The organism is Pollutimonas bauzanensis (assembly GCF_900129885.1).
In the GTDB taxonomy this organism is placed as follows: Bacteria; Pseudomonadota; Gammaproteobacteria; order Burkholderiales; family Burkholderiaceae_B; genus Pollutimonas; species Pollutimonas bauzanensis.
Genome location: NZ_FQXE01000003.1, coordinates 257747 through 276153 on the forward strand (window position 1 = coordinate 257747; position 18407 = coordinate 276153).

General features: G+C 64.6%; 22 protein-coding genes. 17 read left to right on the forward strand and 5 right to left on the reverse strand.

Annotation, left to right across the window (positions count from 1 at the left end):
• Nucleotides 1-124 precede the first annotated feature (124 nt).
• Genes def through BUB23_RS07100 form a run of 3 tightly spaced genes read left to right on the forward strand, consistent with a single transcriptional unit; the run spans nt 125 to nt 2313 of the window.
• Nucleotides 125-637: a peptide deformylase gene (gene def, locus BUB23_RS07090; RefSeq protein ID WP_073102402.1), complete on the forward strand. Its 513-nt coding sequence runs from the start codon at nt 125-127 to the stop codon at nt 635-637.
• A 55-nt stretch (nt 638-692) separates the two neighbouring features.
• The gene (gene fmt / locus BUB23_RS07095) at nt 693-1658 is read left to right on the forward strand and encodes a methionyl-tRNA formyltransferase (RefSeq protein ID WP_073102403.1); all 966 of its coding nucleotides are present in this window, start codon (nt 693-695) and stop codon (nt 1656-1658) included.
• A gap of 13 nt (nt 1659-1671) precedes the next feature.
• Complete coding sequence (locus tag BUB23_RS07100; RefSeq protein WP_073102404.1) at nt 1672-2313, forward strand: class I SAM-dependent methyltransferase; 642 nt, start codon at nt 1672-1674, stop codon at nt 2311-2313.
• Here the strand turns inward: BUB23_RS07100 and BUB23_RS07105 are convergent.
• Complete coding sequence (locus BUB23_RS07105) at nt 2310-3152, reverse strand: glycosyltransferase family 25 protein (protein ID WP_084135854.1); 843 nt, start codon at nt 3150-3152, stop codon at nt 2310-2312. The two genes, BUB23_RS07100 and BUB23_RS07105, sit on opposite strands and share 4 nt — an antisense overlap.
• A gap of 113 nt (nt 3153-3265) precedes the next feature.
• Between BUB23_RS07105 and BUB23_RS07110 the strand changes: the two genes are divergently transcribed.
• Nucleotides 3266-3787, forward strand: coding sequence for a gamma carbonic anhydrase family protein (locus BUB23_RS07110; protein WP_073102406.1), 522 nt, complete (start codon nt 3266-3268; stop codon nt 3785-3787).
• Nucleotides 3788-3799: 12 nt separating this feature from the next.
• Here BUB23_RS07110 and BUB23_RS07115 read toward each other — a convergent pair whose 3' ends face one another.
• On the reverse strand, nt 3800-4012 hold the full coding sequence (locus BUB23_RS07115) for a hypothetical protein (RefSeq protein ID WP_073102407.1): 213 nt from the start codon (nt 4010-4012) through the stop codon (nt 3800-3802).
• Between the two features lie 36 nt (nt 4013-4048).
• Here BUB23_RS07115 and BUB23_RS07120 point away from each other — a divergent pair, with 36 nt between their 5' ends.
• The 4 genes from BUB23_RS07120 to BUB23_RS07135 all read left to right on the forward strand — a co-directional run bounded on the left by BUB23_RS07120 (nt 4049) and on the right by BUB23_RS07135 (nt 8468).
• Nucleotides 4049-5020: a D-2-hydroxyacid dehydrogenase family protein gene (locus tag BUB23_RS07120; protein WP_073102408.1), complete on the forward strand. Its 972-nt coding sequence runs from the start codon at nt 4049-4051 to the stop codon at nt 5018-5020.
• A 32-nt stretch (nt 5021-5052) separates the two neighbouring features.
• Nucleotides 5053-6024: a DMT family transporter gene (locus BUB23_RS07125; RefSeq protein WP_084135856.1), complete on the forward strand. Its 972-nt coding sequence runs from the start codon at nt 5053-5055 to the stop codon at nt 6022-6024.
• 24 nt (nt 6025-6048) lie between these two features.
• Entirely contained in the window at nt 6049-7047 is a 999-nt protein-coding gene (gene waaC / locus BUB23_RS07130; RefSeq protein WP_073102409.1) for a lipopolysaccharide heptosyltransferase I, read from the forward strand.
• A 98-nt stretch (nt 7048-7145) separates the two neighbouring features.
• Nucleotides 7146-8468 carry a 3-deoxy-D-manno-octulosonic acid transferase gene (locus tag BUB23_RS07135; protein WP_073102410.1) on the forward strand — a complete coding sequence of 441 codons (1323 nt, stop codon included), beginning with the start codon at nt 7146-7148 and terminating at the stop codon, nt 8466-8468.
• Nucleotides 8469-8483: 15 nt separating this feature from the next.
• Here the strand turns inward: BUB23_RS07135 and galU are convergent, their stop codons facing one another.
• A complete protein-coding gene (gene galU, locus BUB23_RS07140; protein WP_073102411.1) occupies nt 8484-9314 on the reverse strand; it encodes a UTP--glucose-1-phosphate uridylyltransferase GalU in 831 nt (276 codons plus the stop codon).
• 242 nt (nt 9315-9556) lie between these two features.
• Between galU and BUB23_RS26985 the strand changes: the two genes are divergently transcribed.
• Nucleotides 9557-9730, forward strand: coding sequence for a hypothetical protein (locus tag BUB23_RS26985; RefSeq protein ID WP_178372282.1), 174 nt, complete (start codon nt 9557-9559; stop codon nt 9728-9730).
• A gap of 9 nt (nt 9731-9739) precedes the next feature.
• Here the strand turns inward: BUB23_RS26985 and BUB23_RS07145 are convergent, their stop codons facing one another.
• Both BUB23_RS07145 and BUB23_RS07150 read right to left on the reverse strand, forming a co-directional pair.
• Nucleotides 9740-10561, reverse strand: a complete 822-nt coding sequence (locus BUB23_RS07145) for a type III pantothenate kinase (protein WP_073102412.1) — start codon at nt 10559-10561, stop codon at nt 9740-9742.
• On the reverse strand, nt 10558-11436 hold the full coding sequence (locus tag BUB23_RS07150) for a biotin--[acetyl-CoA-carboxylase] ligase (RefSeq protein WP_073102413.1): 879 nt from the start codon (nt 11434-11436) through the stop codon (nt 10558-10560). The genes BUB23_RS07145 and BUB23_RS07150 overlap by 4 nt, the downstream gene beginning before the upstream one ends.
• Before the next feature lie 63 nt (nt 11437-11499).
• Between BUB23_RS07150 and BUB23_RS07155 the strand changes: the two genes are divergently transcribed.
• The 8 genes from BUB23_RS07155 to BUB23_RS07190 all read left to right on the forward strand — a co-directional run bounded on the left by BUB23_RS07155 (nt 11500) and on the right by BUB23_RS07190 (nt 18383).
• Complete coding sequence (locus tag BUB23_RS07155; protein WP_073102414.1) at nt 11500-12144, forward strand: alpha/beta hydrolase; 645 nt, start codon at nt 11500-11502, stop codon at nt 12142-12144.
• 158 nt (nt 12145-12302) lie between these two features.
• A complete protein-coding gene (locus BUB23_RS07160; RefSeq protein WP_143160908.1) occupies nt 12303-13556 on the forward strand; it encodes a D-alanyl-D-alanine carboxypeptidase family protein in 1254 nt (417 codons plus the stop codon).
• 20 nt (nt 13557-13576) lie between these two features.
• Nucleotides 13577-14440, forward strand: a complete 864-nt coding sequence (locus tag BUB23_RS07165; protein WP_073102678.1) for a D-amino acid aminotransferase — start codon at nt 13577-13579, stop codon at nt 14438-14440.
• 14 nt (nt 14441-14454) lie between these two features.
• Nucleotides 14455-14730, forward strand: coding sequence for a DUF493 family protein (locus BUB23_RS07170; RefSeq protein ID WP_073102677.1), 276 nt, complete (start codon nt 14455-14457; stop codon nt 14728-14730).
• Between the two features lie 15 nt (nt 14731-14745).
• A complete protein-coding gene (gene lipB, locus BUB23_RS07175; protein WP_073102415.1) occupies nt 14746-15420 on the forward strand; it encodes a lipoyl(octanoyl) transferase LipB in 675 nt (224 codons plus the stop codon).
• A complete protein-coding gene (locus BUB23_RS07180; protein ID WP_073102416.1) occupies nt 15417-16202 on the forward strand; it encodes an enoyl-CoA hydratase in 786 nt (261 codons plus the stop codon). The genes lipB and BUB23_RS07180 overlap by 4 nt, the downstream gene beginning before the upstream one ends.
• A gap of 144 nt (nt 16203-16346) precedes the next feature.
• Nucleotides 16347-17342 (forward strand): lipoyl synthase, encoded by a 996-nt coding sequence (gene lipA, locus BUB23_RS07185; protein WP_073102417.1) that lies wholly within the window; start codon nt 16347-16349, stop codon nt 17340-17342.
• 135 nt (nt 17343-17477) lie between these two features.
• On the forward strand, nt 17478-18383 hold the full coding sequence (locus BUB23_RS07190; protein WP_084135895.1) for a formylglycine-generating enzyme family protein: 906 nt from the start codon (nt 17478-17480) through the stop codon (nt 18381-18383).
• Nucleotides 18384-18407 lie beyond the last annotated feature (24 nt).

Below are 18407 nucleotides of genomic sequence, written 5' to 3' on the forward strand. Positions count from 1 at the left end.
CGTTAGTGTGGCATGGCGCGACAGCTTTCGGGAAGGCCGTGTGGCGAAAAGTCATGGATCAAATCGTCCTTGCGCCAAAATTTGTTTTATCATAGAGACTTACACGAATTTTGGATCAGTTTTCATGGCTTTGCTTCCTATTCTTCGATATCCCGATCCGCGCTTGCACAAGGTTGCCAAGCCGGTTCAGGCCGTCGACGACCGCATCCGCAGCCTGGTTCGCGACATGGCCGAAACCATGTACGACGCGCCGGGCGTGGGCCTGGCCGCCACCCAGGTGGACGTGCACGAGCGGGTGGTGGTCATCGATGTGTCCGAGGACGGCAATGATCTGCGCGTATTGATCAATCCCGAAATCATCTGGAAAAGCGAAGAAACCCAGGTTTATGAAGAGGGCTGCCTGTCGGTGCCGGGCGTCTACGACGAGGTGCAGCGCGCGGCCCGCATCCGCGTGCGTACCTTGAATGAACAAGGCGTAAGCATCGAATTCGACGCCGAAGGCCTGCTGGCCGTGTGCGTGCAGCACGAACTCGACCACCTCATGGGCAAGGTATTCGTCGAATATCTGTCCGTTCTGAAACAGAATCGCATCCGCACGCGCCTGCGCAAGCAAGAGCGCGAAGCCATGAAGGCCTGACCCCCGGCGCCATCACTTGGTATCATGCCGATTCCACCTCTGAATTGGCTTTTCTATGCGTATTGTATTTGCTGGCACCCCTGAGTTCGCACGTTTGGCGCTGGACGCCATCATTGCCGCGGGGCACCAGGTCCCTCTGGTGCTGACCCAGCCGGACCGGCCCTCCGGGCGCGGCCTCAAGCTGACTCCCAGCGCGGTCAAGCAGGCGGCGCTGGCGGCCAATATCCCCGTATGCCAGCCGCGCAGCCTGCGGCTTGACGGCAAATACCCACAGGAGGCGCAAGCGGCGCGCCAGGCGCTGCTTGCCGCCGAACCCGAACTGCTGGTCGTGGCCGCCTATGGCCTGATCCTGCCGCAGTGGCTGCTGTCCTTGCCGAGCTATGGCTGCTTCAACATCCATGCCAGCCTCTTGCCGCGCTGGCGCGGGGCGGCCCCGATACAGCGGGCCATCGAGGCCGGCGATGCGCAAACCGGCGTCACCATCATGCTGATGGATGCGGGGCTGGATACCGGCGCCATGCTGTTCACCCGCGCCCTGCCGATCACCCCGGAGCACAACGCCGCCAGCCTGCATGACGAACTCGCCGCGCTGGGCGCCCGCGCCATAGTCCAGGCCATTGAAGAATTGCAGCTCGGCACCCTGGTCTCGCAGCCCCAGCCCGGGGAGGGCGTCACCTACGCCGCCAAGCTGGACAAGGCCGAAGCGCCGCTCGATTTCACCCAGCCCGCGGCCCTGCTGGAGCGGCGCATCCGGGCCTTCGATCCGGCGCCGGGCGCAAGCCTGATGCTGCCCGGCCTGTCCGCACCGGTCAAGGTCTGGAAGGCGCAGGCGATCGACGCGCCGCAAACGGCGTCGGCCGCGGGGGGCGGGGCGCCCGCGCCAGGCCAGGTGCTGCACGCCGGCGCGTCGGGCATCGATATCGCCACCGCCGACGGCGTGTTGCGCCTGCTGGAGCTGCAAAAAGCCGGCGGCAAACGCCAGCACGTCGCCGCCTTTGTCCAGGGCTGGCAAAGCCGTTAGGCGGGGGCCCGCAATGGTGGACAAGGTTTCAGGCCCGGCCGGCATTTCGGCGCTGACCCTGGATTATTACAATCGGAACGCCGCCGGCTTCAAGGCCGGCACCCAGGACCACGACGTCAGCCAGAACATTGCCGCCTTGCTGCGGCACATGCGCGGGGAGCCGCCTTATCGCATCCTGGATTTCGGCTGCGGGCCGGGCCGCGACTTGCGGGCATTCGCCCGTATGGGCCATAGCGCCATCGGCCTGGACGGCAGCGCGTCCTTTGTGGCGATGGCGCGGGCCGAGTCGGGCTGCGAGGTGTGGCAGCAGGATTTCCTGGCTCTGGATTTGCCGGCGGGCGCTTTCGACGGCATTTTCGCGAACGCCTCCCTGTTTCATGTGCCCACGCTAGACTTGCCGCGCGTATTGGGGCAGCTGTATGCCAGCCTCAAGCCCGGCGGCGTATTGTTCAGTTCCAATCCGCGCGGGCAGAACCAGGAAGGCTGGAATGGCGGGCGCTATGGGGCGTATCACGATTTCACAGCCTGGCAGGCCTTGCTGGCCGCCGCCGGCTTCACCGAACTGGAACACTACTATCGCCCCGCGGGCCTGCCGCGCGAGCAGCAGTCCTGGCTGGCCAGCGTGTGGCGCAAGCCGTGGTCAGGCCAGCCCTAGCGCAATGTGAATTTGATGTGGAAGGCCAGATTGTGCGCCGTCCGGTTGACCGTGTCTTTCAGGCTGACCCATTCGCGCCGCAGCGAATCGGACACGGAGCGCTTGCGGCCGGCCGGGGCGATATTGATGGATGATTCGAAATCGTCATCCTGAGCCACGCAGACCGGGTCCAGCCCTATTGCCTCGATCTTGTGGTCGTAAAAGCGGTCCATGGTGTTGTCGACCGGGTAGATCCATTCCGAGCAGTATTCCAGCAAGATCCGGGCGGTGCGCGGGGCAATCATGTAGCCGGTCGTGCCGGCGAAGCCCTTCGCGAACTTCTTGACCGTCAGGGAGCCGACCTTTCCTATGCTGCGGCCCGCCTGATTGGCGACCTTCCTGCTGGGCTGCAGCCAGACCAGGCCGTGTTCTTCGGCGAAGCCCGCGGCGTGTTCATAAAACGACAAAAACGGCGGCAGCAGTATGGCGTCGTCCTCCAGCACGATGATGGGGGCGTCCGCCTGCGCGCATTTTTCCCACAGCAGGTAATGGCTGGCGAAGCAGCCCAGCTGGGGCAGCCGCAGCGAAGCGCCGGCTCCCCGCAGCGACAGCCGCTTCTTGTCGTTATATTTTTTGAACAGGTAGTGATCCGGATTCCGGGCGCCATGGATGGCATCGAAGAATTCAAAGGGAATGCCCATCCTGTCCATTTGCGCACGCATGAAGGCCCTGCGGTCTTGGGCGGTTTCCAGGCTTACTACATGGACTGCGGGTTTTGGCGGGACGGGTCTGGTAGGCATGAATGCTCGTGGGAGGCGCTGGGGGAAGGGCGTTGATCTGCTGTTTCGTCCCCGTTTCATTCGAAACTTAGTGTAACTTTTTTTCGGGTGTAAGGTCAATGCCAGGCCATCGCCCGGGCCGGCGCCTTGTGCTACGATCCCCCGAGGCCCTCAACCACCCGGAACCCCATGATATGACCTGCTACAAATTAGGCGACCTGACCCCCGCCGTGCACGATTCCGCTTTTGTCGCCGTAGAAGCCACCGTTATCGGGCTGGTCACGCTGGCCGCCAATAGCAGCGTATGGCCCGGCGCGGTCATCCGCGGCGACAACGAGCCTATCGTGGTAGGCAGGGGCTCCAATATACAGGAAGGCGCGGTCCTGCATACCGATCCGGGCTGCCCGCTGACCATAGGCGAGAACGTGACCGTCGGCCACCAGGCCATGCTGCATGGCTGTACCATCGAAGATGGCGCGCTGGTGGGCATCCAGGCGATCGTGCTGAACAAGGCCGTCATAGGCAAGAATAGCCTGGTGGGCGCCGGCGCCGTGGTAACCGAAGGCAAGGTCTTTCCGGAACGTTCGCTCATCCTGGGCGCTCCCGCCAGGGTGGTGCGCACCTTGAGCGATGAAGACATCGCCAATCTGCAGACGAACGCCAGGGGCTACGCCGAGCGCGCCGCGCGCTACAAGACCGATCTCGTCGCGCTATAGCGCTTGCGGCCTTTAGCGCAGGTTGTCTTGCACCCATTTTTCGCAGTCGCGGGCCAGATCCATCATGTGCTTGATGATTTGCACATCTGATAGTCCCTGGCCGCGTCCCCGCTCGGTAAAGCGTTCCATGCTTTCGGTAGTGGGAAACCAGTCTTGCTCGGGCTGCAGCTCCAGCCCGTTTGCGTGCTTGATGTTGCCGTTGGGCAATATATACCAGGTAGTCATGGCCTAATAGTAAAGGATCATTGTCAAAGGATTGTTATGCTTATCGTTATACCCGATGATTATCAGGATTGCGTCCGCCGCCTGGACTGCTACGCCAAGCTGGCGGAGCACGATGTCAAGGTGTTCAATGACAGCGTCGCCGGCGTCGACGAACTGGCGGGGCGCTTTGCCGGCGCGCAGGCGCTGGTGCTGATACGCGAGCGCACGCGCATCACGGCCGAACTGCTGGACAGGCTGCCCGATCTGCGCCTGATCAGCCAGACGGGCAAGGTATCCGGCAATATCGATATCGCGGCGTGCACCGCGCGCGGCATCGCGGTCGCGGAAGGCGCCGGCAGTCCCACGGCCACGGCCGAGCTTACCTGGGCCCTGATCATGGCCAGCCGCCGGTATCTGGTGGACGAGGTCAACCGCCTGAATGGCGGGCAATGGCAAGGGCACCTGGGGCAGCAGTTGCACGGGCAAACGCTGGGCGTGTGGAGCTATGGCCGCATCGGCAAGCTGGTGGCGCACTACGGCAGGGCGTTCGGCATGAAGGTCTGGGTCTGGGGCCGCAGCGGGTCCGTCGCCCGGGCGCAGGCCGATGGCTTCGAGGCCGCGCCGTCGCGCGAACGGTTTTTTGCCGACAGCGATGTGCTTACGCTACATGTGCGCCTGAACGCGGATACCGCGGGCATGGTGACGCCGGCCGACCTGGCCCTCATGAAAAAGACGGCGCTGCTGGTCAATACCAGCCGCGCCGAACTGGTCGCCGCGGGCGCCCTGGCCTCGGCCCTGGACGCCGGCCGGCCCGGCTACGCGGCGGTCGATGTGTACGAAGAAGAGCCGGTGCTGGGCGCCCGCCATCCTCTTCTCAACCGCCCCAACGCCTTGTGCACGCCCCATATAGGTTATGTGGAACGCGAAAATTACGAGCTTTATCTGGGCACGGCCTTCGATAACCTATTGGCGTTCGCGGCCGGCAAGCCGGCCAACCTGGCCAACCCCGATGTGCAGCCGCGAGGCTGATCCAATATGTTCGCAGCCCAGGGGCCCGGCTGATGCCGCGGCCCGACGCCGGGCCGGACCGCGCTTCCTTTAGCGCCCCGGCCGGCCAGGCCGCGGCGCGGATCGCGCCCGCTTATGGCGCCACGCGGCCGCTGGCGGGCATTGTGCTGCTCGTGCTCTCGGCATGGGCGCTGTCGGGGCTGGACGCCAGCGGCAAATGGGTGATGGGCGCCGGCGTTTCCTTGCTGATGCTGTGCTGGGTGCGCTATGTCGTGCATTTGCTGCTGGTCCTGGGCCTGGTGCTGCCGGCGCGCGGCGCCAAGGTGCTGCGCAGCGTGCGCCCGCGCGCCCAGCTTTTGCGCGGCGGCATCATGCTGCTGGCAACCTTTTCCTTCTTCAATACTTTGCGCCTCCTGCCCCAGGCGGAGGCCACGGCCATCAACTTCCTGGCGCCCCTGATCATGCTGTCGCTGGCCCCATGGCTGCTCAAAGAGCCGGCGCGGGTTGCGCGCTGGGTGGCGGCGGGCGTCGGCTTTCTTGGCGTGCTGATCATCATCCGGCCCGGCGGCGGCCTGGACCCGGTCGGCACGGTGTCGGGCCTGATTACCGCCATCCTGTTCGCGGGCCAGTACATTGCCACGCGGCGCGTGGCGGTCGACGACCCCTTGACGACGCTGATCTGGAGCGGCGCGATCGGCAGCTTGTGCCTGACCGCGGCCTTGCCCTTCATCCTGCCGACTGCCTGGCCATTGATGGCCGTCCTCGACCCCTGGCATTGGCTGGTGCTGGTTTCCACGGGCTTCTGGGGGGCGGCCGGGCATCTGCTGCAAATCCAGGCCTACCACCGCGCGCCGGCATCCATGCTGGCCCCTTTCATCTACCTGCAGATCATCAGCGCCGCCACCTTGGGATGGCTGATCTGGGGCCAGTTTCCGGATGCGCTCACCTGGCTGGGCATTGTTATCATCAGCGCCAGCGGGGTATCGCTGGGCGTCTGGGAATGGCATGGCCGCAAGCGGCAATAGGGCCGGGCGCTTTATAATCCCCGCATGACGAAAAAAATCCTCATTGTCCGCACCTCTTCGCTGGGGGACCTGGTGCATATGCTTCCGGCCATCTCCGATATCGCCCGGCACGTGACGGATGCGCAAATCGATTGGATAGTCGAAGAAAGCTTTGCCGAGATCCCGACCTGGCATCCGGCCGTGCATGAAGTCATACCGGTGGCGCACAGGCGCTGGCGCAAGCACTGGTGGGCTTCCGAAACGCGCGCGGCGCGCGCCGCCCTGCGCGCCGACCTGGATGCGCGCCGCTACGACATCGTGCTCGATATGCAGGGCTTGATGAAGTCGGTATGGGTGCTGCGGCAGACTCACGGGGTGCGCCATGGGCTGGACCGCCAATCGGCGCGCGAGCCCCTGGCCTCGTTTTTTTATGATGTAAAGCATACCGTCAATTTCTGGCAGCCGGCGGTCACGCGCCAGCGCGAGCTGGCCGCGGCGGCTTTGGGATATGCTTACGACGGCGAACCGGACTTCGGTCTGAATAGCATTACCGACGGTGTTGAAATACAGCCCTATGCCGTCATCATGCCGTCGGCCAGCCGCGACGACAAACTATGGCCGGAGGCCGACTGGCAAAAGGTGTTCGGCCGCCTGCACGAACATGGCCTCGACCTCAAGCTCTTGTCGGGCAGTCCGGCCGAGACCGACAGGGCAAGGCAGCTCGTCGCCGGCAACCCTCGGGCGGAAGTCCTGCCGCGCATGGGCCTGACCGCTGTCGCCAAGGTGCTTGCCGGCGCACAGATCATGGTCGGGCTCGACAGCGGGCTGACACATTTGTCGGCCGGCCTGGGCCGCCCCACTATCGGCATTTACAAGGCGTCCACGCCCGTGCGCACGCCGCTGGAAGGGCCGGCGTACACGGCCAGCCTGGGCGAGCGCGGCAATGCTCCGTCGGCCGAGACCGTATTGAGCGCCGTGGACCAGGCGCTGGCCTTCGACGTCTCGGCTCACGCCGACTTCCCCGGCGGCGCCGCACCGGCATAAAGCGCCATCCCCCGTCTTTCGACCGAATGACTTGCGGCTTCTACTTGGGCTAGACTTTTGAAACTGGCAGTTCGTGCTACAGCCATTGGCGTATTTTTTTGAACCGTTACTTCTACACCGCGATTGTCAGGCTGTTGTCGCCGGCTCTGCTGGGCTGGATGGCCCTGCGCGCGCGGCGCTCCGGCGGCGACTGGGGCGTGGCTTCGGGCGCGCGCTTCGGGCGCTACGCGCAGCCCAGCGCCTTGCGGCGCCCCGTATGGGTGCATGCGGTGAGCCTGGGCGAAACCAGGGCCGCCGAGCCTTTCATCCAGGCCTTGCTGGATCAGGGGGAAAGTGTATTGCTCACCCACATGACGGTCACCGGGCGGGCCGAAGGCAAGCGCGCCTTTGCGCAGGCAATCGCGCAGGGACGGCTGGCGCAGCAGTGGCTGCCCTACGATTTTCCCGGCAGCACGCGCCGCTTCATGGCGCATTATCGCCCGCGCGCAGGCGTGCTGATCGAACGCGAGGTGTGGCCCAACCTGCTTGCCGCGGCGCGGCGCGCGCAGGTGCCCATGCTGCTGGCCAGCGCGCGGTTTTCCGATAACTCCCTGCGCCAAAGCCTGCGGGCCGGCAGCGTGATGCGCAACGCCTACTCCAGCTTCGAGGCGGTGTATGCGCAGACACTGCATGACGCCCAGCGCCTGGAGCAGGCCGGGGCGTCGGCGGTCAGGGTTTCGGGCAATTTCAAGTTCGACATTTCCTTGCCGCAGGACAAGATACTGCGGGGCCGCCAGTTTTCGGCCGGCCTGTCGCGCAAGATCATCGTCATTGCCAGCACGCGCGAGGGCGAAGACGAAATGTTCGTCCAGGCCATCGCGCGCCAGGTCAAGCGCGCCCTGGCGCAAGGCGTGGATATCGACGAGCAGGTGCTGTATTGCCTGATTCCGCGCCATCCCGAGCGTTTCGACCTGGCGGCGGATTTGCTGCACAAGGCCGGGCTGGCCTTTGTCAGGCGCTCGCAGTTCATCGAGATGGGCGATTGCACGGCTACCGCCTTGCGCGCCTGCAGCCAGGCGGCGGTGCTGCTGGGCGACAGCCTGGGCGAGATGCCGCGCTATTACGCCAGCGCCCAGCTTGCCATCGTGGCCGGCAGTTTCGCGCCCCTGGGCGGGCAGAATCTCATCGAGGCCTGCGCCATAGGCGTGCCTGTGCTGGTGGGGCCGCACACGCGCAACTTCGAGCAGGCCGTGGTCGACGCCATGGACGAAGGCGCCGCCATGCGCGTGCCCGACGCGGATGCCGCCCTGCAGACGGCCTTGCAACTGCTCAATGACCCGCAGCGCCTGGCCCGCATGGGCGAGGCCGGGGCGCACTGGGTGCAAAAGCATACCGGCGCTGTCCTGCGCGTATTGGCGGGCCTGAACGAAATAAAAAACTGAAGGGCGCGCGCCGCCTCACAGGCCGTGGTATTTCCGGCCCAGTTCCAGCGTCGCCTGGAAAAACCCTTCCTTGCTGCCGCAGTCGTAGCGTATGCCTTCGTACTGCAGGCCAAATACGGCGCGGGCCTTGAGCAGGCTGGCTATGCCGTCGGTAAGCTGGATTTCGCCGCCCACGCCCGCCTGGGTCTGGCGCAAGTGCTCGAAAATTTCCGGCTCCAGCACATAGCGGCCCACCACGGCCAGCGTCGATGGCGCGACCGATGGATCGGGCTTCTCGATGATGCCGCGCAGGCGCATGGTTTTGTCATTCACGGCTTCGCCCGAAATGATGCCGTAGCGGTTGGTGTGCGCGCGCTCGATGTCCTGAATGGCCAGCACGCTGCCGTTCTGCTGGTGCGCCGCTTCGACCAGCTGCTGTGTGACCGAGGTCTTGGCGTCGATCAGGTCATCGGCCAGCAGCACCACAAAGGGTTCGCTGCCGACGATGGGGGCGGCGCACAGCACGGCGTGCCCCAGGCCCAGCGGCGCGGCCTGGCGCGTATAAATGCAATTCACATACGACGGAATGACGTTGCGCACGGCTTCGAGCAGTTCCATCTTGTTCTTGGCCTCGAGATTGGCTTCGAGTTCCGGAACGCTGTCGAAATGATCCTCGATGGCGCGCTTGTTGCGCCCGGTGATGAAAATCAGGTCGGTGATGCCCGCGGCGATGGCTTCCTCGACCGCATACTGGATAAGCGGCTTGTCGACGATGGGCAACATTTCCTTGGGCATGGCTTTGGTGGCGGGCAGAAAACGGGTGCCCATGCCTGCAACGGGGAAAACGGCTTTGCGAATTGGTTTCATGGTCGCTGACTTTTTCTTGGAGGTTTATGCAAGGAACTGCAAAATCATACGCTATCGCGGGAGTAGCGATGCCTTTCTCAAGCAATCGGCATGCCTGTCAGCTCCGGATAGACGGCAATATGCCATAAATGCCGGCAGACAGGTATCCGCCGTCGGGACGACGCTTTGATATATTGCCGCCGGCTGATTAGAATACGTCGGTCATGTGGCCGCTTTGATCCGTGGCCGGAGCCCCTGCCTTTATGCGTTTTCTTTTCTTGATTGTTTTGATGCTGAATGTGGCCCTGCTGGCCTACGGCCAGGGTTTTTTCGGGACTCCTCCCAGTGAACGGGGGCGCGAGCCGCGCCAGCTCTCGGAAAGAAACCAGCACACCATCACCTTGGGCGCGCCCCTGGCCGCCGGGCAGTTGCGCTAAAAGGGCGCGCTAAAGGGGCGCGAGCGCCAGGCGCGCCAGGCCGTCCAGCACCGGGGCGGACAGCCACTGGATGGGCTGTTGCGGCAGGCCCAGGTCGGCCTGGGCCCTGGCAAGCAGCCGCCGCGCCTCGTCTTCTATTGCGCTCCAGCCTCCGCCGGTGCTGAAAACCAGCGGCGGCCGGCCGAATTCATCCAGCCCTTCGCGCCATTGCCGCAGCAATGCGCCGGCCTGCGCGGCGGCGATGCCGCTGGCAATAGCCTGGTGGGTGTGGGTGGGATAGGCCGCCGCGGGGCCGTCGGCTTCGGGCAGGTTCGCGGTGCCCGCGGCCAGCGAAGAGCGCATCAGCGCGGGGCCCGGGAAGATCAGGCCGCCATGGAAAAGCCGGCCGGCCGGCCGGGCCTGGCCTCCCGCCGCCTCCGGTCCCAGCGTATCGATGGTCGTCGCGGTGCCGAAGCTGGCCAATATCGCCGCGCTATCGCTGTCGGCATGCTGCGCCAGCCCTATCATGGAGACCCAGCGGTCGGCGCCCAATTGCGCGGCGACGTCATAGGCGTTGCGCACGCCGGCGGCATGCGCCTGGCTGCCGACCCATCGCACGCCGAAGGAATGGCGGCGCTGGAAGACCGCATCGAGGCTGCGCGCGACGGCCGGCCCGGCGACGTTCACGCCGATCGCGGCAATGGGCGCGCCGGCGAGCCGCCCGAGCCAGGAGGGCAGCAGGTCGATGTCGGCATGGCGCAGGGCGAGGGCGCTGGCTTCGCGCTCGCCGGTGGCGGCGTCGACCCAGCCCGCCTTGATGCGGGTGTTGCCGGCGTCTATCAGCACGATCATGGCCTTGAATCCTGTTGGGGGCGTATCGAAATCTCGCCGATGGAAATGGGGGTGACGCCATCGTGCGTGCGCAGCATCAGCTGGCCCAGGGTATTGATGCCGCAGGCGATGCCCGCCTGCGCGATACGGCCATTGTCGAGCACATTGATGTGCTGCCCCGCCAGGAAGTCGACCTTGCCATAGCGGGCTGGCAGGTCGCCAAAGCCGTGCGCGGTGGCCTCGTTCAGGCTGGCATACCAGGCCTGGGCGATGCGCGCCACGATATCCGCCGCGCTGGCGGCCGCCGCGTTTTCGTCCTGGCGGGCGATTTCCGACCAGTCCGCCACCTGGCGATTGAGGGACTGGCTCAGCGCGCGCGCGTCGCTCAGGTTGACGCCCATCCCTATGATCGCGACGTAATGGTCGGATGACAGCCGCGATGTTCCGGCGCGCGTGACTTCCACGAGTATTCCCGCCAGCTTGGCAAATTGCCATTGCACGTCATTGGGCCATTTCATGCACAGGTGGCCGCGCAGGGCCGGGCTGATCAGCTGGCGCAGCGCTTCGCACGCCGCCAGGCCGGCCAGCGGCGACAGGGTGGGCAACTGCGTCGATGGCAGGAAGACGTCGAATGCGCAGGAAAACATCAAATTGGCGCCGGCGCGATTCTGCCAAGTGCGGCCGGCGCGGCCCCGGCCGCGTTCCTGCAAATGCGCCCCCAGCAGCCAGGGCCGCGCCAGTTGCCCGCTGCTTGCGCGCGCCTTGGCCATCAGTTCGGCATTGGTGGACACGGTGCGTTCCACCCAGTCGACCTGATTGAAGTGGGGCAGGGCGGCCGACAGGGCGGCCGTCAATTGCCCGGGCGATGGCAGGAGCGGAGCAGACGAAGTAGGCATTAATTCGGCGACGAGGCGTAGCGTAAAATGATAGGGCTTACGTTATAACTCAAACTGCCTATTATGCTTGCTCGTACCGAGAAAATTTCATTCCAGGGCGTGGCCGGGGCCATCGATTGCGTTCTGGACCTGCCCATGGACGCTGCGCGCGGCTGGGCGCTGGTGCTGCATCCACACCCCCTGCATGGCGGCGCGCGGGAAAACAAAATCGTCACCACCATAGCGCGCGCCTGCGTGCAGCATGGATTGATCGCCCTGCGGCCCAATTTCCGGGGCGTGGGGGCATCGGCCGGCGAATTCGACCGCGCCGTCGGCGAAACGGCCGATATGCTGGAACTGGTGCGACAGTTCGGCGACGCTTATCCCGAGGCGGCGGCAGGCAAGTGGGTGCTGGCGGGTTTTTCCTTCGGCACATCGGTGGCGGCGCAGCTGTATTCCGAACTGGCCGAAAAGCATGGCAAGCTGCCCGACGCCTTGCTGCTTGCCGGTTCGGCGGTAGACCGCTTCAAGTTCCGCGACATCACGGTGCCGGACGATACCTTTCTGGTGCATGGCGAAGCCGACGAGGTCGTGCCGCTGGCCGAAGCCATGGATTTCGCCCGGCAGCGCGAATTGCCCATGGTGGTCGTGCCCGACGCCGGGCATTTTTTCCATGGCAAGCTGATCGTGCTCAGGCGCTTGCTGGAGCAGCGCCTGGCCTCGGTTTGATAGCCCGATACGCCGGTTTGTCACGTTTTATCAGGCCTGGTTTCATTCGCTTGCGGTTTAATAGTGAAACAGGACGTGCGCGGCGGTAACGGCGCGGCGGCTCTGCCTATAATAAGCGCTCTGTGCTGTTTGTTTTCCCGGCGGATATTCTTTACGATATGGCGATGATACCCAAAAAACCCAGTTTTCAATCCCCCCGGTTTCCCCGTTTTCTGGCCGGGCTCGCATTCCTTGTTTCGCCAGTTTTCGCCTTTGCGCAAGCCGCCCCGCCGGCTCCGGCGGCCAGCGCGCCGGCAGCCGTTGCCAGCCCCGCTTCGGACAATACCGCCACCGTCGGCGAACTGGCCACCGTGCCCGCGCCCAACCTCACGGCGCGCGCCTGGCTGACGCTGGACGTCAACAGCGGCCAGATCATCGCCGCGCAGAATCCGGACGAGAAAATCGAACCCGCCTCGCTCACCAAGCTGATGTCGGCCTATCTGGTTTTCGAAGCCATAGACAACAAACGCCTGGCCCTGGACCAAATGGTCAATATTTCGGAAAAGGCCTGGAAGACCGAAGGCTCGCGCATGTTCGTCAAGCCGAACACCCAGGTGTCGGTCGACGAACTTCTGCAGGGCCTGGTCGTGCAATCGGGCAACGACGCCACGGTGGCGCTGGCCGAGGCGGTGGCGGGCAGCGAATCGGCTTTTGCCGCCCTCATGAACGAGGAAGCGGCCAAGGAAGGCTTGCGCGATACGCATTTCGTGAATTCCACCGGCTTGCCCGATCCCACCCATCTCACCACGGTGCGCGATCTGGCCGTCATGGCCAGGAATCTGGTGTCCAAGCATCCCCACTACATGCACTATTACAGCCAGAAAGAATTCACCTACAACAAGATCAAGCAGCACAACCGCAACCGGCTGTTATGGTCGGATCCCACGATCGATGGCCTGAAAACCGGCCATACCCAGTCGGCGGGGTATTGCCTGGTCGCCACCGCCTTGCGCGACGGGCGCCGCGTGGTGTCGGTCATCGTCGGCGCCAGCAGCGATTCGGCGCGCACCGAAAACAGCCTGAAGCTCCTGAACTGGAGCTTCCAGAATTTCGACACCATCAAGCTGTTCGACAACACCCAGCCCGCCGTCAACGCGCGGGTCTGGGAAGGCCAGGCCGAGACGGTGGGCCTGGGCGGCCTCGAGCCCATATGGATCACGGTGCCGCGCGGCAAGGGTCCGCAGGTCAAGCCGGTTGCGCAGTACACCCAGCCCCTGATCGCGCCCTTGAAGAAAGGCGCCAAGGTGGGCCAGGTATCGCTGTCGCTGGATGGCAAAGTGCTGCGCCAGGAACCCCTGTACGTGCTCAGCGACGTGCAGGAAGCGGGCTTCTTTGGCCGCGTCTACGACAAGATTCGTTTGTTGTTTGAATAGTTGAATAGAAGGCTGGAATGATGATTCCCGATGTCGATTGCGACAGTATTGTTTACCTTGACGGCGATTACGTGCGTCTGGGGGATGCCAAGATTTCCGTGCTGGATCGCGGCTTCATTTTTGGCGATGGCATTTACGACGTGGTGCCCGCCTATGGCGGCAAGCCGTTTCGCATGGACGGGCACCTGGCCCGCCTGGAACGCAGCCTGGCCGCCATCGATATCAAGGTAGGCCTCAAGCGCCGCGACTGGGAACAACTGGCGCTGGACCTGATCAAGCGCTCCGGCCTGGGCGATTGCATGGTGTATGTGCAGGTGACGCGCGGCGTCGCCAAGCGCGACCATGCCTTTCCCAAGAACGCCACGCCCACCATTTTCTGCATGGTCTCGCCATTCTCGCGCCCCGGCTCCGCCGCCCGCGAACAGGGCCTCAGCGTTGTCGGCATGCCCGACATCCGCTGGCTGCGCTGCGAAATCAAGTCGGTCTCGCTGCTGGGCAATGTGCTGGCCAAGCAGCACGCGGTCGATGCCGGCGTGGACGAGGTCGTGCAGTTTCGCGACGGGTATTTGTCGGAAGGCGCTTCATGCAATATCTGGGTGGTCAAGGACGGCGTCCTGATGGCGCCGCCGCGCAGCAACCTGATCCTGGAAGGCATACGCTACGGTTTGCTGGAAGAATTGGCCGCCAGCGCCGGGATACCCTTCAATGCCCGCCCGATCGCCGAGCGGGAAGTCGAGAACGCCGACGAATTGCTGCTGTCCTCGGCCACCAAGGAAATCCTGCCCATCACCACCTATAACGGCAAGCCTGTCGGCGCCGGCAAGCCGGGCAAGGTCTATGGCCTGCTGCGGGCTGGCTACGACCAGGCCATCGCAGCGCTTTGACGCCCAGGCCGCAGATGCGCGACATTCCGCCCGAAGACTCCCTGATCGAATATCCGAGCGACTTCCCCATCAAGGTCATGGGCAGGACGCGTCCCGATTTCGCGCAGACGCTGACCGATATCGTCCTGCAGTTCGACCCGCAGTTCGATCCGGCCACGATAGAAATGCGGCCCAGCAAGGGCGGCAACTATCTGAGCCTGACCTTCACCGTGCGCGCCACCTCGCGCCAGCAGCTGGATGACTTGTACCGCGCCTTGCATGGCCACCACATGGTCTCCGTTGTTTTATAGGCGCGCGCCGCGGCGATGATCGAACATAAATGGTGGCCCCGGCCCGCGCCGTATCTGGATGTATGGCAGGCCATGCGCCAGTTCACCGAGGCGCGCGACGCGCAAACGGCCGACGAGATCTGGCTGGTCGAGCATCCGCCGGTCTACACCCTGGGCCAGGCCGGCAGGCCCGAGCATATCCTCGCCAGCGGCGGCATCGCGGTGGTCCGGTCAGACCGGGGCGGGCAGGTCACCTACCACGGCCCCGGCCAGGTCGTGGCCTACTGCCTGGTCGATTTGCGCCGGATGAAAATCTTCGTCAAGGAGTACGTGGCGCTGCTTGAAGGCGTCGCCATTCAGACGCTGGCCGAGCTGGGCGTCGCCGGCGCCTGCCTCAGGCCCGGCGCCCCGGGCGTCTATGTGCCCATGGCCGCGCAGGCTGAAAGCCGCGCGGCCGGGGACGGCCTGGCCAAGATCGCCGCATTGGGAATCAAGGTGCGCAAGGGCTGCGCCTATCATGGCCTGGCATTGAACGTCGACATGGACCTGGCGCCGTTTCTCGGCATCAATCCTTGCGGCTACGAGGGGCTGCGCACCATCGATTTGCGATGCTGCGGGATAGAGGCTAACGTTGCACAGGCGGGCGAGCTGCTCGCCGCGCGGTTGGCGCAGGCTTTCGCCGCTTACCATCACACAGGAGACAAGCCATGACTACAGAAGGCGCTTTGCTATTGGCGGACGAGGTTGACGGCGTGCTGACGCTGACCCTCAACCGGCCGGATCAGTTCAATGCCTTGTCGGAAGAGCTGCTGGGCGAACTGCAAAGCCGGCTGGATGCCGCCGCCCGCGACGACGCGCTGCGCTGCGTTGTGCTGGCCGCCGCCGGCCGGGCGTTTTGCGCCGGCCACGACTTGAAGCAAATGCGCGCCAATCCGGACGAGCGCTATTACCGGCAATTGTTTGCGCAATGCGGCCGGGTCATGCAAAGCATAGTCAATCTGCCGGTGCCGGTCATTGCCAAAGTGCAGGGCACGGCCACCGCCGCGGGCTGCCAGCTGGTGGCCAGCTGCGACCTGGCAGTGGCCTCTGAAAGCGCCAAGTTCGCGGTGTCCGGCATCAATGTGGGCTTGTTCTGCTCGACGCCGGCGGTGGCCTTGACCCGCAACGTCCCGGCCAAGAAAGCATTCGAGATGCTGATCACCGGCCAGTTCATCAGCGCCGCCGAGGCGGTGGACAATGGCCTGGTCAACCATGCGGTCGCTCCGGACCAGCTCGATGCGGCGCTGGACGCCCTGGTGCAGACCATTTGTTCCAAGAGCCCGCTGGCGGTGCGCACCGGCAAGGCCATGTATCACCGCCAGCGCGGCATGAACCTGAGCGACGCCTACGATTATGCCGGCCAGGTCATGGCGCAGAACATGATGGCCGAGGACGTCTGCGAAGGCATCGATGCCTTCATGCAAAAACGCCACCCGGTCTGGAAAGGCCGCTGAGGCCTCGGGGGAATTAGGCAGGCTGGAGCCGCGCGCGTTAAAATGGCGCGTTCCCGCCGTTTTTTATTTTCACCAGATGGCGCGCGGTGTGAAGCACGCCGCCGCCTTTGAGCACGAAGCGTATGCTTTGTTGCAGGAAACCGTATGACTACTCCTCTAGACCAGTCTGCAGAGCGCAAACCCACTGTACGTCCCGCCCCCTACGACCCCACGCAAAAGCAGAAGTCGGGCGACAAGACATCGCGCATACCCATCAAGGTGGTGCCGGCCGAGCGCCTGAAGAAGCCCGAATGGATACGCGTCAAGGCCGCCGCGCCGGGCTCGCGCTTCTACGACATCAAACGCATACTGCGCGAGCATAATCTGCACACGGTCTGCGAAGAAGCCTCCTGCCCCAATATCGGCGAATGTTTCGGCAAAGGCACGGCGACCTTCATGATCATGGGCGACAAATGCACGCGCCGCTGCCCGTTCTGTGATGTGGGCCATGGCCGCCCCGACCCGCTGGATGCCGACGAGCCCATCAATCTGGCGCGCAGCATCGCCGCCATGAAGCTGTCATATGTGGTGATCACTTCGGTCGACCGCGACGACCTGCGCGACGGCGGCGCGGCCCATTTCGTCTCCTGCATCAGCAAGGTGCGCGAATTGTCGCCCGCCACGCGCATCGAGGTCCTGGTTCCCGATTTCCGCGGCCGCCTGGACCGCGCGCTGGCCATCCTCAATGAAGGCCCGCCCGATGTCATGAACCACAACCTCGAAACGGTGCCCCGCTTGTACAAGCAGGCGCGCCCCGGCTCCGACTACCATCATTCGCTCAAGCTGCTGTCGGACTTCAAGGCCCTGCATCCCGACGTTCCCACCAAGTCCGGACTGATGCTGGGCCTGGGTGAAACCGACGAGGAAATCCTCGATGTCATGCGCGACCTGCGGGCGCACAACGTCGATATGCTGACGATAGGCCAGTACCTCCAGCCCTCCGAGCACCATCTGCCGGTGCTGCGTTATGCGCATCCGGATGTCTTCGCCATGCTGGAACGCGAAGCCTACGCCATGGGCTTCAGCCACGCCGCCGTGGGCGCCATGGTGCGCTCTTCCTACCATGCGGACGAGCAGGCGCACGCGGCGGGCGTGGCCTGACCCTCATCCGCCGCCCAAAAAAGCGCCCCTCCAAGGGGCGTTTTTTTATTCTCTTTTATGTAGTTTGCGCTGCAACAAAGACGGCGGAGGCGCGAACGCGTTCAATGGGGGTGCAGAACCGGATTGCCGGCCTGCATGGCAAGCACAGAAGGTAGCAACATGCGCGGCACCCTGATCAAGATTACGGCGATAGCCGGGCTGGCCCTGGCGGCCACGGCGGTTTATTTTTCGCTGGACGGCGCCTCCGCGACGCAGGATGCCACCGAGCTGGCAAGCATCGAGGCGGGCGAATTCAGCTATTACCCGGCGGGCGACTATCTGCGCAATGGCAACCCCGTCAGCCCCGCGGTGCGCAATATGCGTTTCGAGCACGGCTTCCAGATGATGAAGCGCCAGGTCAGCCAGGCCGAGTATGCCGCCTGCGTAAGCGACGGGGCCTGCAAGGCGCTGGACAAGGCGCAGCGCGCCGCGGTGGCGCCCGATCTGCCCGTGGTCGGCGTCAGCTGGCGCGATGCCTCGGCCTATGCGGCCTGGCTGTCGGCGCGCACCGGCCATCACTATCGCCTGCCCAGCTACGCGGAGTGGGTCTACGCGGCGGGTTCGGCTTACCAGGAAGAAGCCGTTGTCGATGTCTCGGATCCCGGCGACCCCGCCCAGCGCTGGCTGCTCGAGTACAAGATCGAAACCCAGCGCCAGGCGACGGCTGACGAGGACCCCCAGCCCTTTGGCAGCTTCGGGGTCAACCCGGCGGGCCTGTCCGACATGGCCGGCAACGTATGGGACTGGACCGACACCTGCCATACTCGCCAGGAGGTCGACCAGGCCGGCAACGTCGTCATGCCGCTGGGCGAGAACTGCGGGATACGCGTGGTGGCCGGCAAGCACCGCAGCTATATTTCAGACTTCATCCGCAACCCCAAGGGCGGCGCGTGTTCGGTCGGCGTGCCGCCCAGCAACCTGGGCCTGCGCCTGGTGCGCGATGCGGACGGCAAGGGCGGCAATGCCATCCAGAGCCCGCGCTCGCGGCTGGGCATATCGTAGCTGGCGGCGCGGGCCAGCGCCCTG